We start from the raw sequence: 24423 nt of genomic DNA, 5'->3' as shown, positions 1-24423 counted from the left end.
TCTCTATCCGCAATATTATTTCGCTTGCTTCGTTATTTGCAACTCATCTACCCACATCTGTAGTTGTTCTTCTGTCCAAAAATCATTTTCGCCCATGACCGAATAACGAAGACCATCCTCGCTCCACGACAAGTTCCGAATGATAGACATATATGAACCTTCTGTATCACGAATGTTAACTTTCTTTTCCTCTGGAAGCAGTTTTTCATTACCGTTTTCCCCTGGTGCTTTAAATACGGTCATGCTGATCTCTGGTTTGTTATCCTTCACATAATACAGTGTCACTTCATCCCGGCCTTGTTCACCCATAGATGAAATGAGCTCAATTCTCGATAATTTCATATCCGCTCCGATATACTGTAGGAAGGGCTGACCAACGGCCTGCACTGCCTCTTCTCGTGTGATTTCTCGGTTATTCATCACGTCATTCATTTTTTTCACTTCAACATCTGCAGGAATATCCAGCGTGAACGTCTGGTCTGTGAACTCAGGATTGTAATTGATCTGGTCATATAGAAACTCTGACTTGGTATCCCCATACGTACTCGTGGCTTTCACAACCATCCATTCTTTCGGGTTTATCCAATACTCCGAAGACATGGAGAGTGAATCCTTATCCTTCGGAGTTAGTTCAATATGAATGACCTCCTGGTCCTGAAGCTTTTCCTGACCCAGCATCTTCACATTATGGTTATCACGCATACGTTCCAGTTGATCCACCAGCATCTGCTTCTGGGTTTGGTTGGGTTCCTGCTGGAGCGCTGATGAATCCATCGCAATAGCGGTCTTCGCCTCTTCTTCATAGAGCAGAATCTCTGAACCGTTATGAACCGCATAACTCACGTTTCCGTTTTCATCGGTCTCGATCCGCTTTTTCCCTGTTTTTCCGTCGACCCATTCCTTCACGTGTATCGTGCTCGTAATCTCACTATCTGTCCACATCTTCATCGTACCTTCGGCATAGTATGACCCTGGCCCAGACTCGGATGCAATTACTTTCTCAATCATATCCGCTCCTGACATCCCAAGCATATCTTTCTCTGCGCATCCAGCAAACAATGAACCTGCAATCAAGGCCGCTCCCATCAGCTTCCATCCCATTTTTATCATCATTCTCACCTTTCCTTAAGTTATATCCTGTGTTTCATCCGGGTTCCTTCGTTCCGGCAATCGACAAACAGCTACAGTCCCATATCGTTCAGAGGACCACATGCGTATATCTCCTCCATGCTTTAATGCGATTCTCTTTGATATGCTTAATCCTAATCCAGAGCCTCCTGCATAACCGCCTAGTTGCTCTTTGTGATATTGAACGTACGGCTCAAAAATCCGCTCCAGCTGTTCTGCCGGAATAGGAGGGCCTTCATTTTGAACGATAAGCAATGTCGCACCATTTCTGTACGCATCCAGTTCTGCCCCCAGTGATGGATCGATCCATTCCGCCAGTTCTGATGCTGAATCCATTACAGCGAGCCCGATTCTACCTTGGGGAGGAGTGTAGCGAAGCGCGTTATGCACTAGATTATCGGTCAGACGCATCAGGGATTCAGGATGAATTCGATAGCAATGATTGGTCCGAACAGACATCTTCATGTCATACTCATCACGTTCCGCAAGACCTCCGTAACTGCCAAGCAGCATCTCAAAAAACTCTTCCCCTTCTACCTCAACCATAGCAAGCTCTGAATCTCTGGAACCCAATGCTGTGTACATCTCCAGCTCACCGATCATCTGTTTCATACGCTCCACATTTCTAGCGATGACATCTCTATACTCTTGTCTCTCTAATTGTCTAGAATCTCTCTCCATACTAAGTGCTTCCGCATAAGCACTGATGGACATGAGAGGTGTCTTTAGGTCGTGTGACAGAGAAGCTACAATCATCTCTTTTTCTTTTTGTTGCCTCTCCACTTCCTTCTGGGTCTGCCTGATGGTTTGTTGCATCGCATCAAACTGCTTTAACAACATACCCATCTCATCACTGTGACCGTTGACCCGGATCTCATCTGGTTCTTCTCCATGGGCAAATCCATGCATCCTGTTTATCAAAACTTTCATAGGGAAGAAAAGCTTGCGGGATAACAACCACAACACTGTTCCGTACAAGAGAACAAAAAATACCACTGATCCACCGATAACCCATGTCGTTCGAAGCGATATTCCTTCAAGCCGATCCTCACGCAACATCGTTATTTCATAAATCCCTACCAGCTCCCCTTGATCCCAAACTGGTTTTTTCAATGAAAATGTGCGGTGTCGAATCTGAAGATGATACAGATTTCGATATAATTCAGAGCTTCTTACCGTATATCCACCTGTTGACCAGGTAATATCCCCGCCAGATGTGTACACCCGAATCCCAGAAGGTAGATAAAGATTGAAACTTAGCTGTTCGCTGGCAAGCGCAGGGAGGGTTTGATCACGCTCAGGCGAATTCAGCTGATACAGCGTTGGATCATTTAAGACCTTTTCTATCGGTGCAATGCGTCCTGTCATTTCAACATACTCCGCTACTGCACGGTGATTTTCATAATAGCTATATAAGGAAAATAAAGCCCACCCTGCCGCCACAGGCAAAAACATCACGATCAGGAACGCAATCATCAGCCAATATTTCAGTTTCATTTAACCCGTTCTCCAATAAAGCGGTATCCACTGCCCCATATGGTTTGAATCCAGCGCGGCTGGTGCGGCTCATCTCCCAGCTTGGCCCGCAAACTTTTCACGTGCACAGTAACTGTAGCGGCGGAGCTTCCTTCTGCCGATTGACCCCACACATGTTCGTAAATCTCTGTTTTCGTAAAGGCTCGGTTGGGGTGCGAAGTCAGCAGCATTAGCAATGCTCCTTCTTTAGCTGTGCACTGCACCTCTATACCATTCAGTCTCACCTGCTGATTCAGTGGGTGAATCGTTAACCCATCGTTGTATTGCTGAAGCGATGCATTGGACTGACCACCTTGATATCTACGATATCTGTTCAGGTGGGCTTTAATTCGAGCCGTAAGCTCCGCCAAACTAAAAGGTTTGGTGATATAATCATCTGCGCCTAAGCCAAGTCCTTCTAGTTTGCTTTCTTCCTGGGTCCGGGCACTCATGATCAATACCGGAACATCGCTGATCAACCTGACATGTTTGCATACTGTAAATCCGTCCATCTCCGGCAACATTAGATCAAGTAGTACAAGATGATATAATCCGTTCTTGAAATCTTCCCAGCTCTCCAGTCCACTTGATGCCCAGGTCACTGCATACCCTTCACGACGAAGATGGTCCATTAAGATCCGGGCAATTTCTGGATCGTCCTCTACTAACAGTATGTTATTCTTGTCTGTCATTGCGCTTTCATCCTCCCTGGATTAAAGTGTAGCGAAAAATACTCGTGATGCTGCAAAGTTTATAGTTTCTTTAGAATTACAAATCGTCTATATCCCAGATCTCTAAACCGCACTCTACAACAAAAAGAGCACCCTGAACTTCAGGACGCTCCGTCTCATAATGAAATTTCAAATAAGTTGCCGCTTAACTCATGTAATGATTTCTCGATATTTATTTATCCTAGCATGGTGCATCCTATCCGGCAAACATTTAGATAGAGCAAAACAAGGCTCCCGGATAGACTAATCCAGAAGCCTTGTTTTTGTTTTCAATTAACCAAAACGCCCCATAATATATTCCTGAGTCAAGCGGTTGTCCGGGTTAGTAAAAATGTGCTCCGTCTCCCCGTGCTCAACCATACTGCCCAGATAAAAATAAGCGGTATAATCCGAGATGCGAGCCGCCTGCTGCATGTTATGGGTAACAATAACGATGCGTAGCTCCTGCTTCAACTCCGAGATCAATTCCTCCACTTTACCCGTAGATACAGGGTCAAGCGCAGATGCAGGCTCGTCAAGTAATAGGATCTGCGGGTCTACAGACAGTGCGCGCGCGATACAGAGACGCTGTTGCTGTCCACCTGAAAGTGCCAAGGCTGACTCATGTAGCCTGTCTTTCACTTCATCCCAGAGAGCAGCACGGCGCAAGCTTTTTTCCACGATTTCATCCAGTGCCTTCTTACTTTTTGTACCGCGGTAGCGGGGGCCAAATGCGATATTGTTGTAAATAGACTTGTGAAAAGGGTTTGGCTTCTGCCACACCATGCCGATTTTCTGACGAAGCTTGATTACATCCGTCCCCGGTTCGTTAAGGTCATTGCCGTCCATCCAGATATGTCCTTCCGTGCGGGACCCGGCAATCTCATCATTCATCCGATTTAACGAACGAAGGAATGTGGATTTCCCGCAACCGGACGGCCCGATCAGGGCCGTTACACTCGCTTCGGGGAAAGTCAGGCTGATCTGCTTCACGGCCTGAAAATGTCCATAATATATGCTTAACTGTTCCGTACCAAAAGGTATGGCCATGTGGATTTCCTCCTTATTTCGAAGCTGTCATACGGCGGTACACAACCCGGCCGATCCAGCGCGCGCTCAGATTGAATGCCAGTACCAGAATGACCAGCACGGCAGAAGCCCCTGCTGCAACTTCTTTTGAATCTGGTCCGATGCCTTCACTGTTGACTTTCCAGATGTGTACAGCTAGTGTTTCCGCAGGACGAAGTGGATTAATTGGTGATCTCGGACTTGTTGGATTCCAGTCCGTAAAGTCCAGCGGTGGACTACTCATACCCGCAGTGAACATCAGGGCCGCTGCTTCACCGAAGATCCTACCGGATGCCAGAATCGTACCAGTGATCAAGCTTGGCAGTGCCACAGGCAACAGGATGGACGTAATGATCTTCCATTTGGACAAACCAAGAGCAAGTCCTGCTTCCTTCTGCTCTTTGGGAACGGCTCGGAAAGCTTGCTCTGTCGTCCGTACCATAAGTGGCAAGTTGAAAATTGCCAGTGCCATCGCACCCGATAAGAGTGAGAAGCCCAGGCCAAACGTATTTACGATCAGCAAAAGTCCGAACAAACCGATCACGATCGATGGGAAAGATGACAATACTTCGACAACCAGTCGAATGAAACTTGTAATCCGACCCGGTTTGGCATATTCCGCCATATAAATACCTCCGCCCCAGCCGAGCGGGATGGTAATAATCAGCGTTAGTACAAGCAAAAAGATAGAGTTAAAGAGTTGCGGACCAATACCACCGCCACCTTTGAGCAATTGCGGCGCACTCGTCAGGAAGTGCCAGTTGATCTGACCGATCCCCCGGAACAGAATAAATCCGAGTAAACCGAGCAAAAGTACAACAATGAATAAAGCCAGAATCACGATGACTACTGTTGCAATTTTATCCGCTGTTTTTGGCTTCATTCTCATACCCGGTTCCTCCTTTCAAGCAGGCGAACCAGAATGACGAAGACAAAGGTCATTACCAGCAGGACAAGCGCCATGCTCCACAATGCATTGTTATGAACAGAACCCATCGTGGTGTTACCCATACTCAGGGTGATTACACTTGTTAATGTTGAAGCGGATTCGAGCAGGGATGTCGGTACATGCGGCGCATTACCGATGACCATCTGTACAGCCAATGCTTCACCAAATGCACGAGCCATACCAAGGACAATACCTGTCAGCAATGCAGGTAGCACCGTCGGAATGATTACCCGATAAATCGTCTGCCAGCGTGTTGCGCCAAGCGCATAAGAAGATTCACGCAAGCCCTTAGGCAAAGCAGACAACGCATCTGCCATGATACTCGTAACTGTAGGCAGAATCATGACGGACAACACCAGACATCCGGCTGCAATCCCAATGCCGGGTCCTCCGAAGATACTGCGTAACATCGGAACAATTACGCTTAGACCGATAAATCCGTATACAACGGATGGAATACCGGAAAGCAATTCAATCGCGGGCTGCAAAATCTTTTTACCTTTACCCGGTACAATCTCGGTCATAAAGAGTGCTGCACATAGACTAAGCGGACTTGCGATCAATGCTGCAAGCAAGGTGGTTGTAAAGGAACCCGTGATAAACGGTAATGCACCATAAACGCCAGGCTCACCTGTAGGATTCCACGTTTTTCCGAAAATGAACTCACGCAGGCTGACGCCATCCTGGAAAAAGGTTGATAACCCTTTGGATGCGACAAAATATACGATGGAAAACATGACAACGATCAGGAAAACGACACATATCGACGTGTAGATCCGTCCCGTCCACTCTTCCCAGTAATGTTTCTCTCTCAAGGGCCGGCGTGGTTTCAGTTTATTGTTCATCACCGTTCCCCCTTCGGTCTGTTCCATAACAACCATCCTTCTATAGTAGAATTAGTGCAAAATATGGGATAATTTCTGAGCAAACCGCGCAAAGAGGCAGGACCTGGGTCCGCCTCTTTCGCTGTATGCGCAAGTTCAAAGAATGTTACTGAGTCACATTACCTGCTGCATCGCGTTTTACTTTCATGCCGGATACCGGAATGTAGCCCAGTTCCTTAACGTCATTTTGTTGAATTTCATCGCTGAGCATGTAGTCGAGGAATGCTTTTGTTGCTGCATCCGGCTCACCTTTTGTATACATGTGCTGGTAAGCCCATACTGGATACGTTCCTGCTTCTACGTTCTCAACTGTAGCTTCAACACCGCCGTATTTCAGAACTTGCAATTTGTCATCCAGGTAAGACAGAGCCAGGTAACCAATTGCTCCTGGAGTCTCAGATACCAGTTTCTTAACTGTACCGGAAGAATCTTCTTGGATTGAACCTTGAATATCTTCTACTTTCGTTCCCAGCGCGAAGTTTTCGAAAGTTGCACGTGTACCGGAGCTACTTGGACGGTTAACGATAACGATCGCTTGATCTTTACCACCAACATCTTTCCAGTTCGTGATTTTACCGGAGAAAATATCTACCAGTTGTTCTTTTGTCAGATCCGTTACACCTGCATCTTTATTGCTTACTGGTGCAATTGCTACAACTGCTACCTGGTGGTCAACCAGTTCTTTAGCTTTTGCTTCGTCTTTCAACTTCTCTTCAGCAAATACGTCAGAGTTACCGATCGTAGCTTGTCCGTCAGATACTTGAGTCAGACCTGTACCACTACCGCCGCCTTGCACTTGTACCGTCACGTTCTTATATTGATCAACTGCCATAAATTTTTGTCCAGCTTGCTCTACCAGAGGCTGCAGTGCTGTTGATCCAACAGCGAGAATGTTACCGCTGAGTTCAGCAGCAGTATTATCTCCTGATCCATTACTTGCGGCACCATTTGTAGTACCTGCGTCGTTTTTCGATCCGCATGCTGCAAGCACCAGTACGAACGTTAAGGTCATCAAAATAAACGGCAACTTTTTAAACATTTTTTGTTTTCCTCCCCCAATGTAGTGATGGCGTTTTGTGAATTTGTGTGATCACCATCAACTCTTTAATCATTGTAGTTTCGTTATGTCATCTGAAAATCAATGTTTTGTAAACGCAATGTTAAAAATATGAGCTAGGGATTAAATAGTTGGAACGTACTTAGGTGCGCTGGGAGCCGCTTCGAGAACGGACGTTGTTTCAATCGCTGTTACCCCTGGATATATTTGATTGTATTTGTAAGAGGAATATATCCGGAGATAAAGGCGAACGCTCCGCTTTTCCACAATCGTTCCGTTCCCTCCGCTGCGTCAGCGCTCATCTGTTTCTAAAACATTTATATTCCTAGCTAAGGCTGAGGGCAGTAAAAGAACCACTCCGTGCTGGGCGTTCCGGTTACGGATCATTCTTCCGATCGCTGTTGTCTCCAAATCGTTATGGATTTCATTTTTCATATGTAAACATTCGGAGACAAAGGCGAGCGCTTCGCTTCTACAGAATCGATTCCGTCTCCTGCACTTGATCACTTCGTTGGAATTCCAAAAGCTTTGATTCCAGCTATGGGTGGTAGCAATGAAAGGCCTGCCTCAGACAAGGCTGGCCTCAAGAATACATGAAGATAAGAATGTTTTTTCTTTCTAACTATAAGAAACGTAGAAGTTGATCAAAAAAGGCGCCTCATATGATATGTATTACACATATCATATGAGGCGCCTTTTCATTTCTATCTCTATTTGTAAGCTCGATGCTTATTGTTATCCCAAGATCCACAGCCATAATGCTAAACCGGCCAATGTAATCAACAACGTTGGAATGGTTAGAATAATGCCTGCCTTGAAATAATATCCCCATGTAATCTTAACGCCCTTGCGAGACAATACATGTAGCCATAACAAGGTTGCAAGCGACCCAATCGGCGTCATCTTTGGACCTAGATCCGAGCCAATGACATTGGCATAGATCATAGCTTCCTTAATGATACCCTCGGTGTGTGCACCTTGAATGGCGAGCAGATTAATTAATACCGTTGGTAAATTGTTCATCACGGATGATAATACCGCAGCGGTCAGGCCCATACCTAGCGATGCTGCGAACAGACCATAATCCGCTATAGCATCAAGCCAGCTGCTCAGATGATCCGTTAATCCAGCATTACGCAAACCATAAACAACAATGTACATCCCTACCGAGAAGACAACAATAGACCAAGGTGCTTCCTTAACCACCCTTTTCAAATCCACCGCTTCGCTCTTGCGTGCAAGCATACCGAAAAGCAGGGCCACCGCACCTACAATAACGGAGACGGGAATCGGCAGAAATTCACTGGAAGCGTAAGCTACGAGCAATAGTCCCAGCATAAACCATGCAATCTTGAACACCCGTGGATCACGGATGGCTTCCTTGGGGTCACGAGCGGCCGTGACATCATACGTCTGCGGGATGCTTTTACGATAAAACAAAAACAACATCGCCGTACTCGCTGCAATAGAGAACAGATTAGGCACAAACATACGTATCGCATACTCTACAAATGTAATGCCAAAGAAATCGGCAGAAACAATATTCACCAGATTGCTGACCACGAGTGGCAATGAGGTCGTATCCGCGATGAAACCACTTGCCATGACAAATGCCAGCACCATGCGCTCATCAAACTTTAAAGCACGAACCATTGCCAGAACAATCGGTGTCAGAATCAACGCAGCGCCATCATTGGCAAACAAGGCAGACACCGCAGCCCCCAGTAAAATAGAATAAAGGAATAATTTACGTCCGTTACCTCCGGCCAGCCGGGCCATATGAAGGGCAGCCCATTCGAAGAATCCAGTCTCGTCCAAAATCAATGAAATCATAATAATGCCAACAAAGGCCAGCGTAGCATTCCACACAATCGAGGCCACATCCGAAGCATCATTGAAACTAACTACTCCTGCTGCCAAGGCAAGGATTGCCCCTCCCGAAGCGCTCCAGCCAATGCCGATGCCACGAGGCTGCCAGATCACCATCGTAATGGTCAAAACAAATATTAATATTGCTACATATACCATAGTTCCTCCTGCTGTCCTGTACAATTGCCCATAAGAACCAGACGATATATTTATACAGGGACGCAAGAGGAATGTCTATATTTATTTTTTTCTATTATTTTGATAATGGTTGGTTGACCCTTTATGGTCAGGATTTGCTATTATCTTTTGCGGGATCATCCATCATTTTGAACATGCCCAGCAATCCTTGTAACTGTTCAGCCATACTATTCAAATGTGCAGAAGACGAAGCAATTTCCTCAACAGAAGCCAGTTGTTCTTGCGATGAAGCCGATACAGATTCGGTACTCGCCGCAGATTCCTGAGTGACGTTCGAGATATCCGTCATCGTCTGAGCCACATGAGAGGCACCATTCTCCAATTGTTTCGTCGTTTCGGATAGTTCATCCAGCGTATGAACAGCATCCTCCACCGCTTCACGAATTTGGGCGAAGGATTTTCCAGAAGTATTTACAGCCTGTATCCCCTCACCAACACGGCTTTGGGCAGCATTCATCGCTGTTAGGGCAGAGTCCATGTCCTGACGAATATTATGCACAAGTTCACCAATCTGAGCCGCGGAACTACCCGATTCTTCAGCCAGCTTGCGTACCTCTCCAGCTACGACTGCAAATCCACGTCCTGCATCCCCTGCTCTTGCTGCTTCAATAGATGCATTCAGTGCGAGAAGGTTGGTCTGTTTGGAGATAGATGCAATGACATCAACCATACTACCAATCTCAACTGAACGGGCATTAAGAGACTGCACAACATCTCCTAACTGTTCCACCGTTTCCTGGATGATATTCATCTGTTCAACAGCTTCTCCCGCTGCTTCATTCCCTGAAGATGCTGCCCCGGATGTATTTCGCATGGCTGTAGTTATGGATTGTACACGCTCTGACATCTGACGGACGTCTTCTGCCATACGGCTCATCTGTCCAGAACCGTCCTTCACACTATTCACTTGTTGCTCTGCACCCTCGGCCAGTTCTTGGATCGCCATCGTTGAATGTTCAATGGCTTTGGTTGTTTGGTCTGCACTCGCAGACAACTCTTGTGAAGAAGCGGATACTTGTTCTGCCGTTTCCTGCACACCCAGAATCATCATGCGTAAGTTATCCACCATGCGTTCAAAGTACTTCGCGAGTTCGCCCATTTCATCTTTACGTTTACTATCCATCTTCACGGTGAGGTCGCCTTTACTTACAGCTCTTGCATTTTCCTGCAACCGTTTAATCGGGCTCACTAACGAACGAGTGAACCAGATAATAAAGATAAGGGCTAGGAATACAGAAGCCAGAAGAACGATAAGCGTAGCAAGTCTTATTTCCTTACTTGCGTCGGTGACTTCACTCTTGAACATCGTACCTGCAATTTTCCAACCCGTTGCTTCATTCGTAGAGAAAATCATGGTTTTGGAACGGCCTTCGTAATCATAGTCAAATTGACCTTCCTTGCCATCATACATTTGATCCAACACGCCGCTCTTTTCCTGTGTACCTACTTCTTGTACAGGAGAAACAACAACATGTTTATCTTTATCCAGAATAATAACGTACCCTTCTTGACCAACCTTAATCGCAGCCTGATCCCGTAGATCGGTCAAATCAAGTGACAAGCCAATTACAGCGGATTGATCCTTAAGCGTTTTGGAGATAAAAACAACCGCTACGCCATCTGTATTTTTGGTGACAGGTGAAATAGCAACCGTACCCGGCTTATCCATCGCGAGCTTATACCACTCACGCTCTCTTGGATCATAAGCTTCTCCTCGCTGGCTACTCTCTGTTGGCTTGCCGCGAACCATGACTCCTTCTGTCGACCCTACAAAAATATTTAAAACATCCGGATGCAGTCCCAGATACTGAGCAAGCTTGGTTTGAAGCTCCGTGCTATCATTTTCTCCTTTGATCAAGGACGGTTCGAGTGAATCCGAGAAGAAATTAATGTCAAAAATTTTGTTATTAACCTGACTTTCGACAATCTTATTAGCCGTACTTACGCTCTGAAGGGCACTGTCGTTCAGTTGTGCTTGTACTGTATCTTCCGCGATATACAAAGACACCAAGCCAATTGCCAAACTTGGTACCAAAAGAACAACCAAAAAAGAAACGAGCATTTTATTGCGGATATTCCAGACAAAAGCTTTCTTTTTACTTTTCTTTTTGTTCTTAGTCTCTTTCAATCGGTTCTCCCCCTTGTATTATGTCACCATGCTCCCAGCTATGTATGAACTTCTATTGGTCTATACTATATATCGGCTAATGACAGAGTTTTTTTGAATAAAAACAAAGTTCACGACAAACAAGTCACTTCAAGGGGAAAGTGACTTGTGCTGTAATGTTAATGTTCAATGTTAATGTTTAATCCAAAGGTGAACGACAGTTATCTCGCTTCTCTGTACGATGGATCTGAATATGGACCATCGGGAGGTCGTGCTGCGGGTTTACCAAAATAATATCCTTGTGCAAGTTCAATTCCAACCGATCGGCAGAAATCAAACTCCTCCATTCGTTCGATCCCCTCGGCAAGCACTTTGCCTCCAAATCGATTGGATAACTGAACAATATTTCTGATCTTCTGTTGCTTCACTTCATCCTGATCACAATAGTCGATCAGGCTGCGATCAATTTTCACAAAATCCGGCTCTAAGCGGTTCATTAGTTCGATCGTCGAAAATCCAGCGCCTACATCATCCAATGCTACGGACATACCGCGAGATCGATAAACTTCAAAAATATGCTGCAATGTAGACAGTTGCTGGATCTGTTCAGTTTCAACGACTTCAAAAACGAAATCTTTCGGATCGAGCGAGAGACGTTCTATCGCCTCAAATGTATGTGTCAGGCAATATTCGGGGTTATAAATAGAGGAAGGCAGGAAATTAACAAAACGTTTCACACCGCGAGGCAGATATTTGGCGCTTGTCTCAATGGCCTTAATACGGGCAGTACGATCCAGAAACGAATGCAGTCCCGTTTCGCGAGCTACTTCAAACAATTCATAGGAACTAAATGCTCTCCCATGTTCAGCCGGACGAAGCAAAAACTCATATCCGATAATGCACTTTGAGGCATCTACAATCGGTTGCATATAACTGGTAAACTGGCGTTCTAAAATAGTAGAAACGATATCAGCATATTTGATTCTGGCATGTTGCATGGATAGACTAATCCACTCACTCTTAAAATCATCGGTGAATGGTTCCGTTACAGACTTTAACAGAACGGCCAGCGAAATCGACAATATCTTCTCCATATCTATAATCTCTTCCATCCGATTCTGTAACTCCTGTACGTCTGAAAAATGGAACCAAAACATCTCTTCTGAATAATCAACATACCTTCCCTTGGTTTGCAGCGCTTCCAGCAAAGCAGGGGAGACGGGACGCAGGTACAAGGTACCTTGGCTCTCTATCGGATAGATCGGACTGCAGCCACTGCAATTCATGTAGAACCCCCTTGCCAGTTTATCAAGCTACATCATTAATGTTACCAAGTTTTATACCCAAAGTTTGTAAATAGTATATCATGGGTCTAGAAATTAATCTCTAATGTTTTAATGACTTCCTATATGATGTATACAGAAACATTTGTATTCTTTCTTGCCACAAAAAAGACCAGCAGTCTGATGACTGCCAGTCTTTTGACTATACCCTTTATTAGAATCTATGAAACAGGAATGACAATTTTTTGTCCAACTTTCAGGTTATACACATTAGTGATTTTGTTTGTTTTGACAAGTACACGCCAGTCCACACCATGTTTTAAACCGATGCGATACAGGTTGTCCCCTTTTTGCACCACATATACGACTTTATGGTTCGTAGCTGGTTTCTCCGGCTGTGGTTTTGGTGTTGGTGTAGGTTTTGGCGTCGGCGCTGGTGTTGGTTCGGGTTTCGGTGTCGGAGCCGGGCTTGGTTCAGGTTTTGGTGTTGCTGCTGCCTCACCTGTCAGTTTCAATCCGTACTCTGCGAACCCATCTTTATTGGTACCAATAAAGGACATAGCCGGATTCGCCTCTACCAGATCCTTCGCATCTGGCGAAGAAGCAAATACCACCTCAAGGTCATTCAGCGCTGCCGCAGTTACACCAGCAGAAGGTTTAATTGGTGCTAGCGACCAGTTGCCATCCGCTGTCGGGTTAATCGTTTTGTTCTCACGGATATAGTCGATAATCACTTGACGGTTCTCATCCGGTGCAGCCAGAACGATACGTTTACCGTCCGGGTTAGCCAATTTGGATGAAGACGCACGATAGTTATTCGTTGCTACGATGAATTTTTGTGCTGGATCTACCGGCTTGCCTTCGAAGCTCAAGTTTTTGATCCGGCTGGCCGATGCATTAACCACTGTCGCTTTACTATCGTACTTAGCTGGTTGTGTAACATCAATCTGGTAGGTTACACCATCGATAACATCAAAGTTATACGTTGGGAAATCCATATTAATTAATTGTTGCTGACCGCCTTTAGCCGGATCAATCTGGTTAAATTGGCCTGCTGACCATTCTAACCACTCTTTCAATTCGGCACCATTCACCATTACAGCGTGTACCGTGTTTGGATATACATAAAGGTCTGCCACGTTTTTGATGGCAATCGTACCTTTAGGAATGTTGGTGTAATACGAAGCACCAGAACGTCCACCTGCTTTGAAAGGTGCACCCGCAGACAGGACTGGGACATTCTCATAGTCAGTGCCTTGCAGTTTCTTTTCCACGTACCACTTCTGTGCATTCGTTACGATCTGAATGGATGGGTCATCCTGCACCAGAGCGAAGAAGCTGTTGATCGGTGCTGTCGTTTCGCCAACCGGACCACGTACATATTCCAGTGTGCCTTCGTGCTCGTCATGGACAGCATCAACGATTGCCTGATCCGCATCTACCAGCGGTTTTTTGTTCGCGGTATCGTAGATTGGACGTGCTTCTGTTTTGGAATCAACCACTTTCCATTTGCCGTCCACTTGCTCCAGGTCCAGATCAATGATTCCGAGGTGATCACCCCAGAAACCAGGCTCTACAGCAGGAACACCATTGATTGTACCCTTTTCCAGATCGACTCCTTTTTTACCTTTAAAGTCTGCACTAGGGAATACTTTGTGGGCATGTCCAAACAGAATGGCATTAATGCCTTCCACCTGGCTCAGGTACAGCACGGAGTTCTCCATCAGGTCGGTTTGCGGAATATCCTCGAATCCCGAGTGAGGGATCGCTACGATAATGTCCGCACCTTCGGCTTTCATCTTTGGAACAAACTTTTTCGCAGTAGCGATGATATCCTTGGCAATCACCTTACCTTCAAGGTTAGCACTGTCCCATTGCATGATTTGCGGCGGCACAAATCCGATCACGCCCACTTTAATGGTATGCTCCTTGCCGTTCTCATCCGTTACTTTTTTGTCCAAAATTTTATAAGGAGTGAAGTAGTTTTTGTCATTTGTTTCATCTTTGTCACCATCGTCTACATAAACATTGGCATTGATGTAAGGGAAGTTTGCTCCCTCCAGCGTCATGTCAAGGAAATCGAGACCATAGTTGAATTCATGGTTACCGATGTTACCTGCATCATAATCGAGCAGATTCATCGCTTTATATACAGGGTGAGTTTCACCCTTTTTCAGAGGATCAATCTTCGCAACATAGTCTCCCATCGGGTTACCCTGGATCAAGTCACCGTTGTCGAACAACAAGCTGTTCTTCGCTTCCTCACGGGCTTTCTTGATCAGCGTAGCCGTTTTGGCCAGTCCATATTGATCCGTCGCTTTGTCTGAATAATAGTCATAGTTGATCAGGTTGTCATGAATGTCCGTTGTTTCCATGATCCGCAATTTGACTTTGGCCGCATCGGCAGCCGATACAGGTACTGGAAATACCGCAAGCACGTTAAATGCAACGAAAGCGGCAGTCAGGCTTGATAACAACTTCTTACTTTTCTTCAAAAATAACCCCTCCCGGTTTATGTACATTAAATCATGCAATACCGCAAATACAGGCACAGAAAATAATAGATTTCATGGGTTGTGCGTACTGATGATCCAATGAGCACTCATCGGCGTCTTCAGGTAAGTTTATCTCACATGAACATCTATTCATATCTGTGCGTGTATTTACATATCAAATCATAACGTAATGTTAAAACAATGAAAAGCATTAATTTTTACGTTATCCGCACATAACTAGTCCATTTTACGTTTTCATGCGTGATTTCGACATATTTTGCAGTGAATAAGGAAAGGGTTAGGGTATAATTACTCAAAATCACGTATGTTACATCAATGTTACATAAAGTGCATATCTTGCTGTTTTGGGATAAAATTAAAAACCGCGAAGCCTTAGAAAAGGCATTCACGGTTGAACATTCTCTATATTTTCGTCGTCTGACAACGAGTATTCGCCAAGATAATTTGGTAATTGGCTTTACCTTGAAGCTACGCCTGAATTTATTGCTCCCACACATGATGCTCATGGTCTTTGCCTGTATATTCTATGCGAGCTGGGGTAATATCCAAGATTACATAGTTGGGATCATTAGGTCCATCGAACCATGCCTTCAACTCATCATTCCACACTTGCTCACGCAAGGATTCATTTTTAGTGACCTCACAAGTACCCTCGATCTCCACCACTTCCTTGGTGCCTCCGGCTTCGTAACCAAGCAGAAGACTAACATTCGGATTGTTCTCCAGTTCCTCTACTTTGTGCGTCTGACGGTTGGTTGCCAGATGAATATTCAGCCCATCATTGAAAATAGCCATATAACGGGATTTCGGCTTGCCATTCTCTACGGTGGAGAAACTGCAATACGGGTTATTTTCCAAAGCCTTCACAATGTTTTGTTCCAATTCGTTCTGGTTCATGGGAGTTGCTCCTTTCGGGATGGGGGAGTGTTTGAAAGCTTGGCTTTGATGCTAGCTACCAACATAGTTATGCAGTGTGACCGTTACAGTGACGAATCGTTCTTTCGATCGCTGTTATCCCCGGATTTATTATTGAATATGGTTTAATGGTAAATAATCCGGTGATAAAGGCGAGCGCTTCGCTTCTTCAGAATCGACTTCGTCCCTTTCACTACTTCTGCAGTTCTTTCATTGGTAGAAGCAGTTTCAAAGCCCAAAAGCTTTGAACTATTCTTTTAAGATTAATTGTATACAATCTATGTCTCTAACAGTCGACACAGATTCCTAATGACACAATGTACAGATGTATATTTAAGCACGATTCCTTTAACATACGCCTGTACTTATAGTGTACCCGCCTCACCTATGATGAATCCCTGAACCAGAACATATGCATGACAATTTTGAGAATGTTAACTTAATTAAGGTCTCCAAGGTAAATGCGTTGCTCTCCCTTTTTCAACAGCAATTCACCGATGGTTTTGGGATACAGGCGGATGTTGGACAGCTCCTCGAGCGCAATCCATTCTACAGCAACCTGATGATCATCCGGGTTAGAGCCTTCAAAGACTGAAGCTTTTGGATCAACCAGACTGCACTCGAAATAAAACTCCACCTGATGGATATCTGCATCCCACTCAGCAAACTCATGATTGGCACCGATGTATTCCCGGATATGTAATAGCTCACCTACCTGCACCGCCTGTCCAATCTCCTCCAGACATTCCCGAGCTACCGCATCTTTCAGTTCTTCACCCTTCTCCTGCCCACCGCCTGGAAAAACATAAGCATCACCATACTGATCTTGTAGACGAATTAGTAACAAACTTCCGTCCTGAACAATGACCGCTTTGGCCGAATTCCGTATCGGTTTCATGGTGTACAACTCCTCCATTCTCCATCTTTATCTCGCTTCATATGCTGTCAGTGCAACACCCTCGGCTTCCAGCATGCGACGAATCTCTTGAGCAAACGTAAGCGCATGTGTGCCGTCACCATGGATGCAAACTGTATCTGCTGTAATGGGAACTAATGTTCCATCCGTAGATACGACCACTCCGTCTTTAACCATGCGAATCACCTGAGCCAGTGCTTCTTCAGATCGTTCTATGAGAGCACCTTCGTGACTGCGAGGCGTTAATCTGCCATCAGAGGTATACGTCCGATCTGCAAATACTTCATTCACGCCGCGTACACCGATTCGCTGAGCTTCCCTGATCAGCTCACTGCCTGCCAAACCATATAAATAAAGCTCAGGTTGCACCCTATAAACCGCTTCGGCAATAGCCTCAGCGAGCTTCGAATTGGTTGCCGCCATATTATAAAGTGCTCCATGTGGTTTTACATGATGCAGATGTCCCCCTCTGGCATAGACAAAAGCCTGCAAAGCCCCAATCTGATATACCACCATGTCGTAGGCTTCCCGTGGTGTAATCTCCATATTTCGTCGTCCGAATCCTTGCAAATCAGGCAACCCGGGATGTGCGCCAATGGCTACCTGATGCACGATTGCCCGTTCTACCGTCAGCCGCATGACGGAGGGATCACCCGCATGGAATCCACAGGCAATATTAGCCGATGTGATCAATGGCATCATGGCTTCATCGGAATTCATCATCGTCTGATAAAAACCATAACTCTCACCAAGATCACAATTGATATCCAGTGTATATGAAACGCTCATGATATCACCTCCATTTCGGCCATTTTCCTGCGAATCAACTGATCCAGCAGTCTTAAGTTCCGCTCACGTTCGATGTAGAGATCACGCGCTTCTTCATGCGTAATCTCTGCAAAAGAAACGCGACTTCCGGGCCTGGCCTGAGCCAGAATGGGCAAATCAACCGCAGCTACCTGTGCAATCACAGGATATCCTCCAATGGTCTGGTGATCCGCCATCAATACGATAGGCTGCCCATCCGCAGGTACCTGCACCGTGCCAAAGGTGACCGCCTCGGATAAACGATGCAATGGCCGATCCAGCTCCAGCCGTAACCCCTGCATCCGGTATCCCATACGATCAGATTGGGGAGAGATGAGGTAATCTTCGGTACCAAATCGATCCAGGCTCTCTGCGCTGAATTCCGCACAGTCTTGACCTTGCATCACTCGAACGACAGCTTTACCGTAATAGTTGGGTCTCTCCCGCTCTGATAATAGCCATGCCGGAGCGACCATGGATTTGTTATCACCTAATTGTTCTTCCATAAAACGCATCCATTGTCGAACCTGATCTTGGATGCTTCCCGTATCTAGGACATCTGCCGCACGCAGAGCTCTCCCATGAAAACCACCAAACCCGGTCTTAACATCCGTACTACGGCTGCCCATTACTTCTGGTACATCGATCCCGCCAGCAAACGCCAAATATGCACGCAGGCCATGCCGGCATGCGCCAAACTTCAATACACTGCCAGCCCGCAACAGCACAGGGCGCCACAAAGGTACAGGCTGCCTATCTACCGTGGCACTGAGATCTGCACCACATAGCGAAAGCAGTTGATTGGTTCGCACTTGCAGTTCCGGCCCAGACATCGTGATTTCAAGTACTGCATCGTGCCGAGAGTTACCGACAAGTATATTGGCTGCTCGCGCCGCGAACATGTCCATTGAACCGCCTACGGGCACACCATAACGGCGATACCCGATTCTACCTTCATCCTGAACGGTTGTTAACAAGCCAGGACGAATGATCTGTATACTCATCACTCCTCCTCCTTCCGCGCCAGTTCCAAGTATTCTTGCATCGTAATGGGCTTGAAGTGAACAAAGTCTCCCGCTTCAAGCAGACTTGGAGGATTCGTTTCCGGACGGAAAAGACGGATAGGTGTCCGTCCAATACACTGCCACCCACCTGGTGTCGTTATCGGATAGATCCCTGTCTGAGAACCACCTATGCCTACCGTCCCCACCTCTACTTGAAGCCTCGGCGTTACCCTCCGTGGCGTGGCTATTTGTTCAGGCAGTCCTCCTAAATATGGGAAGCCGGGGGCAAATCCAATCATATGTACCAGGTAATCAACCGATGAATGGATCGCTATGACTTCCTCTATTGTCAGCCCATGTTCGTTAGCCACATGTTCCAGATCCGGCCCGAACTTTCCGCCGTAACATACCGGAATAGTCACAATCCTAGGAGAATTCCCCATCCCAATGGACTTCAAATCTTTAGATTCGTCATTGAGTTGACGCAAATGTTGTAGCAGAAGCCCACATGTGTCCTCATAAGACGATATCCAAGGATCGTAAAACAATGTGACAGACAAGTAAGAAGGCACCCAATCCACCGCAGCTGTCACAGATCCCTTTTCCAAAAGAGCACATACTGACACCACTCTCTGATGTACCACCTCAGACAGCGACTCGCCGCAGCGAATTACAATTCCACGCTCTCCGAGTGGAGATAACCTGTCCTCTGTCCAGTTATAGGAGATTGTGTCCATGGCTTTACCTCACTCCAGATGCGCACTGCAATTGTACAATTCACACTGCCATGCCTGATCCCGATGGTTCACCCGTGTAATGGAGGTGTTCCCCAGCTTCACGCTGATATCCAGTTCCGGTACCAGTGCCCGCAATGTATTACGAAGCACAGCCCCGTGACTCACCACGATGACTCGTCCATTCGAATGCTGCCGAAGGATATCTTCTAACGCCGCTTTCCCTCGGGAAGCACCTGTGTCCGGTTGCTCTTTTCCTAGATCGAGCAAACTCCAATCTGCTCCCCATTTCGCGACACGTTCCTCTTCTGTTGTGCCCTCCACCTGACCTCCGCCCATTTCACGTAATCTCGGGTCGAGATGAATCTCCTGAATACCAAGCCGATCTGCGATAACACGAGCCGTTTCACTTGCCCGCTCCAAGTCACTGGCGTAGATGGCATCCCAGGATTCCTCCGCCAGCCTCGCCGCTAACAAAGCCGCCTGTTCTCTGCCCTCCTGATCAAGCGGGTTGTCTGTCTGTCCCTGCGAACGTTTTTCTTTATTCCATGCCGTACTGCCGTGACGTATCAACGCAATTTGTGTCATCGTTTGTAATCCCTCTTTTCTCTAAAACTCATTCAAGCTCGTCCTCTGTGAAATGTTTTCTGGTCTTTGGTTTCAAAAACTTGCCTTCGTTATAAGTATTTGACCCGTTTCTGGGGATAGAAAGACTATCCCACGACGTTTCTTTTAACATTTTGGCCGTGTGCACAATCTGCCCCACATGGTACGGATAATGCGCCAACTGCCGCATAATCGCCTCCATAATGGTATGGCCCTCATTCCGAATATATATGATCTGAGACATGTGATCCGGAGTAAACGAACGCAGCGCTCCCAGCAGACAGTCCCAGCCCTCTTCCCACTTGGCAAGCAACTCTTCCCTCGTATGAAAATCACCCACAAATTCGGCATCACGCTCACGCCATGGCTTCTCACCATCCGTTGTCAGCACATCCGTCCAGCGGGATCGCATATTGCCCCACAAATGCTTCACGATGACTGCAATGCTGTTGGTGTCCTCGTTCCACGTTTGAAACAACTGCTCCGTCTCCAATTGCTCCATTGCGCGTTCACCAAGCTGCTTGTAGTAAAGGAACTGTTTCTCCGCTGTTTCCAAAAAAGCCTGATTCATGTCCATCCGTCTTACCCCCATTTCAGAAAGTTATGCCGGGAAAGAAAACGTGCCGTCTGCATTCGGTTCAAATTTCAATACCTTACTTACTGCATCCAGATTCAACTCTCCATAGATGTGTGGAAACAGCTCATTTAATTCATACAAATCTTCATAGACCAGCTCTGCCTTCAACGTTCTCTCTTCAATCCCGAGCAGCAACAGGTCGGTACGTCCCGCATAATACTGTTCAGCTACCCATGGAATCTGCTCTGCGGTGGAACAATGAATAAAGCCGTCCGTTTCTAAACTCTCTGGTGCATATGTGTCTCCTTTGGACACTTCCTCCCATACGGAACGGGAAATAATGCTATAGATCATAAGGTTTCCTCCTTGGTCGCTGTAAGACAGCTCATGTTAATCTAATATTATAGATCATCCCGGATGCGGGCGTACATTTTCTGGTCGGTAAACACACCTTTAATTTTCAACTGCTTGCGTAACACCCCTTCTTGCACCATGCCCAGCTTTTCCATCACACGCGCAGAGCCGATGTTGCCCGCATTGCATTTACCCTCCAGCCGGTTACACCCCAGTTGCTCGAAGCAGTAATCAACGATAGGTTGCATGGCTTCCGCGGCAAGCCCCTTGCCCCAATAGGCGCTACCAATGGCGTACCCCAGTTCCCCGCTCTGCATGAATTCATCCAGATGGAAAATGCCACCTCTTCCAATCAGCGTTCCCGTTTCTTTCAGCACAAAAGCCCAGAGATATACCGTTTTTTGCTCATAGTTTCGCAGCACTCGCTCCAGATAACCGATGGAATCATCCTTGCTTTGATGGCACTGCCACAAGCTTTGCTCACTAACTTTCGGGTCAGATGCAAATGCATAATATTCATCGAGGTCATCCATCGTAAGACGTCTGAGGTACAACCGTTCGGTTTCAAACTCAGGGGATGCTGCAAAAAGTTTATCGATATTCATTCAGCGTACCTCCTATTTATGAATTGACTCTATAAACGTATAAATCTAGTCAAGATAAAACGGTCTATAAAATAAACACATAATATGCCGATTAGGTATCGGATTAAATCATTAACTAGAAATCCACGACCCAATATCAGAGCTCCCAACAACGTCGAACGCAGATCGTTCAGCCAAGGTACCTGAATCATTTGAGAGAATTCAACGACCCAACTGAATATAACACTGATCCAGACTGCTCTCGCACGGCTCAAGTGAATGAATACCATACGTACGCCAAAATAGATCATGCCTGCCCATAGCGCATCTCCAAAATGCTCATACATCCATTTCGGCAAAACCGCTCCATATGTTCTGGAAGCTAGTCCCGCTGCCATCGTGATGATCACGGCGATGAAGTAGACCCATCTATTTTTAATGGACAGCCCGTTCTGATGCTTCACAGCCGTCCATCCAGAACCTTTAAGATGAATTCGGTTTTGGCAGTGGTATACGATTCTCTGTCGTCTTTATTCTCATCTGCAAGCTTGATTTTCAGTTCGGCGTAGGCCTTCACCAAATCCGGCCGAGATCTCAGTGCATCCCGAAACCGGATCTGTCGCTCCCAGCGTTCCTCATCTGGACGCATGAGATGCAGATGCACAGCTCGTTTCCCATCTTTAACTTTGACCCAGAATCGTCTGTATTCCCGGCCATCCAGTTCAGGCGGAACGTAGTTCCAGCCTACAGGGTTCAACTTCTCGGCAATGCGCTCCATGTCATCCCAGGACTGCACCTTCCCCATCAGATCAATAATTGGCTTGGCAGACAAACCAGGTATGGATGTGCTCCCTATATGTTCGAATGTATGTATTTCCAGGTGTTTCAAAAGCTCTCTTAACTGCGCAATTTCTTCCTCAGCCTGCGCACTCCAAGCGGGGTTAGCTTCTACAACTTCTACAGGTTCCGTGGCCCATGCAGGCCAATTCTCCGGGTTCATCTGATCGGTCATTTCCATAATCACTCCTCGAAGCTCGATTCTATGTTCAAAAAAGGAGACGCATAAGTACGCCTCCCTCATAGTATACATGGATTCAATTCGATCTGATCAACACTTATATGGAAAAAGGGAACATTATTTTACCGTCACAGGTATCGTCACTTTTTTATTGCCCCACTTCGCGGTAATGCTTGTTTTACCTTTGGCTACAGCAACGATTCTGCCATTTGTTACGGTGGCGATATTCGGCTTAGAACTGCTCCACACCGCACTTCCTGTCACCATCAACGTTTTCCCTGTATCATACTGAGCCATTACCCCTAGAGCCGAGCTGGACTGCGGAGACAAAACCAAACTCTTCTGACCTATAATCAGCTTCTGGAGGGTAGGTACTACGTTGACTTGTACAGTAACGGTCTGACCCTGATACGTACCAGTCAAGGTGGCTTGTCCTTCGTTCATCCCTCTGACCGTACCATTTTTCACTGCTGCCACGCCAGGATTGGATGACGTCCATATCACAGATCTGGATAGATTGACTGTTTTGCCACTGGAGTACGTCCCCATCACTTTAAGCGGGGTAGATTTTTTGATCGTTAACTGGATTGTTGCAGGCTTAACCTCTATCTTGCTAATGGTGTCTGTCACCGTTATCGGTACTTTAACGAGAGTCGACCCGTACTTCCCTTGCAGCATCACTTTACCAGGAGTGACGCCTTTGATCTTTCCGTTCTCAATCACAGCCAGGTTACTGGACACCGTCCATACAATATCAGATGTGACTTCCTCTTCCTTGCCATTAGCACGCGTAATGCTGACTTTCGGAAGCGTGCCTTCGTTTCCTTTTACAAACGTATACGCATTAGGTGAAGCCTTGATGCTTTTGATTTTATCCTGCACCTGAACAACCACCTGTGCTTTAACCCCGCTCACTTGAGCAACAATCGTAGCTTCGCCTGCAGCGATCGCTTTGACTTTACCTTTTGTGATTGTCACCACAGCAGTATTGCTAGTGGACCAGTTTACTCCCCCGGTAACATCCTGTTTATGGTCCGCGCCTTCCACCGTCGCCAGCACCTGATAGGATGTAGTCTCCCCCACATTCATCTTCTGCGGACTGCTACCTGAAATCTCAATTGAAATGACATCACCTGACGCTGCCCAAACTGACGTAGGCAATACAACCGTAAGTGCGATAATTAGAGCAAGCATACCTCGTAACGACCATTTGATTCGACTCTTGTCCATGTCCAGTCTCATTCTCCCATCATCCAACCGTTTAATTTATTTTTCGCCTAATATTTTACTATCTACTATACTTTATATCGGACATGGGATGGTTAAAGTTAAATGACAAAGTGCAATGAGAGCCATTTCCACTTCACCATCCACGAAGGTGCGCTCAGAAGATGAGATAGTCTTACTGATGAAAACTGCCCGCAATCGTTCTGAAAAGGCACTCAAATCCGGAAAGATCGAAATTATTAACGAGCGTGAATGGAAGCTGCGTTAAAAATACAGGTGAACTATGGAGCGTATACAAACACCAGAAATACAGAAAAAAAATTCAATGGGCTATTGATCATATGTTTGAATAAAGAGGAACCCGATAAGGGCTCCTCTTTATTTGCTTCTTTCATTT

The 24423-nt window shown here is 46.1% G+C and carries 24 protein-coding genes; all 24 read right to left on the bottom strand.

The features are described 5' to 3' along the window. Positions 1–15: 15 nt before the first annotated feature. Positions 16–1113 carry a LolA family protein gene (locus tag J2T16_RS18980; protein ID WP_341181524.1) on the bottom strand — a complete coding sequence of 366 codons (1098 nt, stop codon included), beginning with the start codon at positions 1111–1113 and terminating at the stop codon, positions 16–18. Between the two features lie 12 nt (positions 1114–1125). After that, positions 1126–2625, bottom strand: coding sequence for a HAMP domain-containing sensor histidine kinase (locus tag J2T16_RS18975; protein WP_336121270.1), 1500 nt, complete (start codon positions 2623–2625; stop codon positions 1126–1128). Next, entirely contained in the window at positions 2622–3335 is a 714-nt protein-coding gene (locus J2T16_RS18970; RefSeq protein WP_154891422.1) for a response regulator transcription factor, read from the bottom strand. Before J2T16_RS18970 ends, J2T16_RS18975 begins: the two co-directional genes overlap by 4 nt. Positions 3336–3647: 312 nt before the next feature. Then, on the bottom strand, positions 3648–4403 hold the full coding sequence (pstB, locus tag J2T16_RS18965) for a phosphate ABC transporter ATP-binding protein PstB (protein ID WP_090918740.1): 756 nt from the start codon (positions 4401–4403) through the stop codon (positions 3648–3650). A 13-nt stretch (positions 4404–4416) separates the two neighbouring features. Further along, entirely contained in the window at positions 4417–5304 is an 888-nt protein-coding gene (pstA, locus tag J2T16_RS18960; protein WP_090919024.1) for a phosphate ABC transporter permease PstA, read from the bottom strand. A gap of 2 nt (positions 5305–5306) precedes the next feature. Then, complete coding sequence (gene pstC, locus J2T16_RS18955; protein WP_373323268.1) at positions 5307–6242, bottom strand: phosphate ABC transporter permease subunit PstC; 936 nt, start codon at positions 6240–6242, stop codon at positions 5307–5309. A gap of 118 nt (positions 6243–6360) precedes the next feature. Next, positions 6361–7293 carry a phosphate ABC transporter substrate-binding protein gene (locus J2T16_RS18950; RefSeq protein WP_154891424.1) on the bottom strand — a complete coding sequence of 311 codons (933 nt, stop codon included), beginning with the start codon at positions 7291–7293 and terminating at the stop codon, positions 6361–6363. 309 nt (positions 7294–7602) lie between these two features. After that, entirely contained in the window at positions 7603–7746 is a 144-nt protein-coding gene (locus J2T16_RS18945; protein ID WP_499019027.1) for a hypothetical protein, read from the bottom strand. A gap of 300 nt (positions 7747–8046) precedes the next feature. After that, on the bottom strand, positions 8047–9339 hold the full coding sequence (locus J2T16_RS18940) for an arsenite/antimonite efflux transporter (protein ID WP_154891425.1): 1293 nt from the start codon (positions 9337–9339) through the stop codon (positions 8047–8049). Positions 9340–9466: 127 nt separating this feature from the next. After that, positions 9467–11506 (bottom strand): methyl-accepting chemotaxis protein, encoded by a 2040-nt coding sequence (locus J2T16_RS18935; protein ID WP_154891426.1) that lies wholly within the window; start codon positions 11504–11506, stop codon positions 9467–9469. Between the two features lie 200 nt (positions 11507–11706). After that, entirely contained in the window at positions 11707–12771 is a 1065-nt protein-coding gene (locus J2T16_RS18930) for an EAL domain-containing protein (RefSeq protein WP_154891427.1), read from the bottom strand. A 218-nt stretch (positions 12772–12989) separates the two neighbouring features. Then, positions 12990–15290, bottom strand: coding sequence for a bifunctional 2',3'-cyclic-nucleotide 2'-phosphodiesterase/3'-nucleotidase (locus J2T16_RS18925; RefSeq protein ID WP_434349236.1), 2301 nt, complete (start codon positions 15288–15290; stop codon positions 12990–12992). A 474-nt stretch (positions 15291–15764) separates the two neighbouring features. Beyond that, positions 15765–16181, bottom strand: coding sequence for a pyridoxamine 5'-phosphate oxidase family protein (locus J2T16_RS18920; RefSeq protein WP_090918752.1), 417 nt, complete (start codon positions 16179–16181; stop codon positions 15765–15767). Positions 16182–16638: 457 nt separating this feature from the next. Beyond that, the gene (locus J2T16_RS18915) at positions 16639–17097 is read right to left on the bottom strand and encodes an NUDIX domain-containing protein (RefSeq protein ID WP_154891429.1); all 459 of its coding nucleotides are present in this window, start codon (positions 17095–17097) and stop codon (positions 16639–16641) included. A 27-nt stretch (positions 17098–17124) separates the two neighbouring features. Then, the gene (locus J2T16_RS18910; protein ID WP_308722985.1) at positions 17125–17904 is read right to left on the bottom strand and encodes a LamB/YcsF family protein; all 780 of its coding nucleotides are present in this window, start codon (positions 17902–17904) and stop codon (positions 17125–17127) included. Further along, positions 17901–18926, bottom strand: coding sequence for a 5-oxoprolinase subunit C family protein (locus J2T16_RS18905; protein WP_308722986.1), 1026 nt, complete (start codon positions 18924–18926; stop codon positions 17901–17903). Before J2T16_RS18905 ends, J2T16_RS18910 begins: the two co-directional genes overlap by 4 nt. Further along, positions 18926–19663 (bottom strand): 5-oxoprolinase subunit PxpB, encoded by a 738-nt coding sequence (gene pxpB, locus J2T16_RS18900; RefSeq protein WP_308722987.1) that lies wholly within the window; start codon positions 19661–19663, stop codon positions 18926–18928. The genes J2T16_RS18905 and pxpB overlap by 1 nt, the downstream gene beginning before the upstream one ends. Positions 19664–19672: 9 nt before the next feature. After that, positions 19673–20248 (bottom strand): histidine phosphatase family protein, encoded by a 576-nt coding sequence (locus tag J2T16_RS18895; protein ID WP_499019026.1) that lies wholly within the window; start codon positions 20246–20248, stop codon positions 19673–19675. A 28-nt stretch (positions 20249–20276) separates the two neighbouring features. Continuing rightward, entirely contained in the window at positions 20277–20843 is a 567-nt protein-coding gene (locus tag J2T16_RS18890; protein ID WP_253498272.1) for a DUF1572 family protein, read from the bottom strand. Positions 20844–20867: 24 nt separating this feature from the next. After that, positions 20868–21197 (bottom strand): DUF952 domain-containing protein, encoded by a 330-nt coding sequence (locus J2T16_RS18885; protein WP_154891434.1) that lies wholly within the window; start codon positions 21195–21197, stop codon positions 20868–20870. A 47-nt stretch (positions 21198–21244) separates the two neighbouring features. After that, positions 21245–21802 (bottom strand): GNAT family N-acetyltransferase, encoded by a 558-nt coding sequence (locus tag J2T16_RS18880; RefSeq protein WP_221790950.1) that lies wholly within the window; start codon positions 21800–21802, stop codon positions 21245–21247. Between the two features lie 29 nt (positions 21803–21831). After that, positions 21832–22245, bottom strand: coding sequence for a ribosomal maturation YjgA family protein (locus J2T16_RS18875; protein WP_312027655.1), 414 nt, complete (start codon positions 22243–22245; stop codon positions 21832–21834). Continuing rightward, entirely contained in the window at positions 22242–22793 is a 552-nt protein-coding gene (locus J2T16_RS18870) for a GrpB family protein (protein ID WP_154891436.1), read from the bottom strand. The genes J2T16_RS18875 and J2T16_RS18870 overlap by 4 nt, the downstream gene beginning before the upstream one ends. 123 nt (positions 22794–22916) lie before the next feature. Beyond that, positions 22917–24029 carry an Ig-like domain-containing protein gene (locus J2T16_RS18865; RefSeq protein WP_221790946.1) on the bottom strand — a complete coding sequence of 371 codons (1113 nt, stop codon included), beginning with the start codon at positions 24027–24029 and terminating at the stop codon, positions 22917–22919. Between the last annotated feature and the right edge of the window lie 394 nt (positions 24030–24423).

Source organism: Paenibacillus intestini, from assembly GCF_030803945.1.
GTDB classification, from domain to species: domain Bacteria; phylum Bacillota; class Bacilli; order Paenibacillales; family Paenibacillaceae; genus Paenibacillus; species Paenibacillus polysaccharolyticus.
Note: the sequence above shows the minus strand (reverse complement) of the source record. Positions and strands in the feature narration are given on the sequence as shown.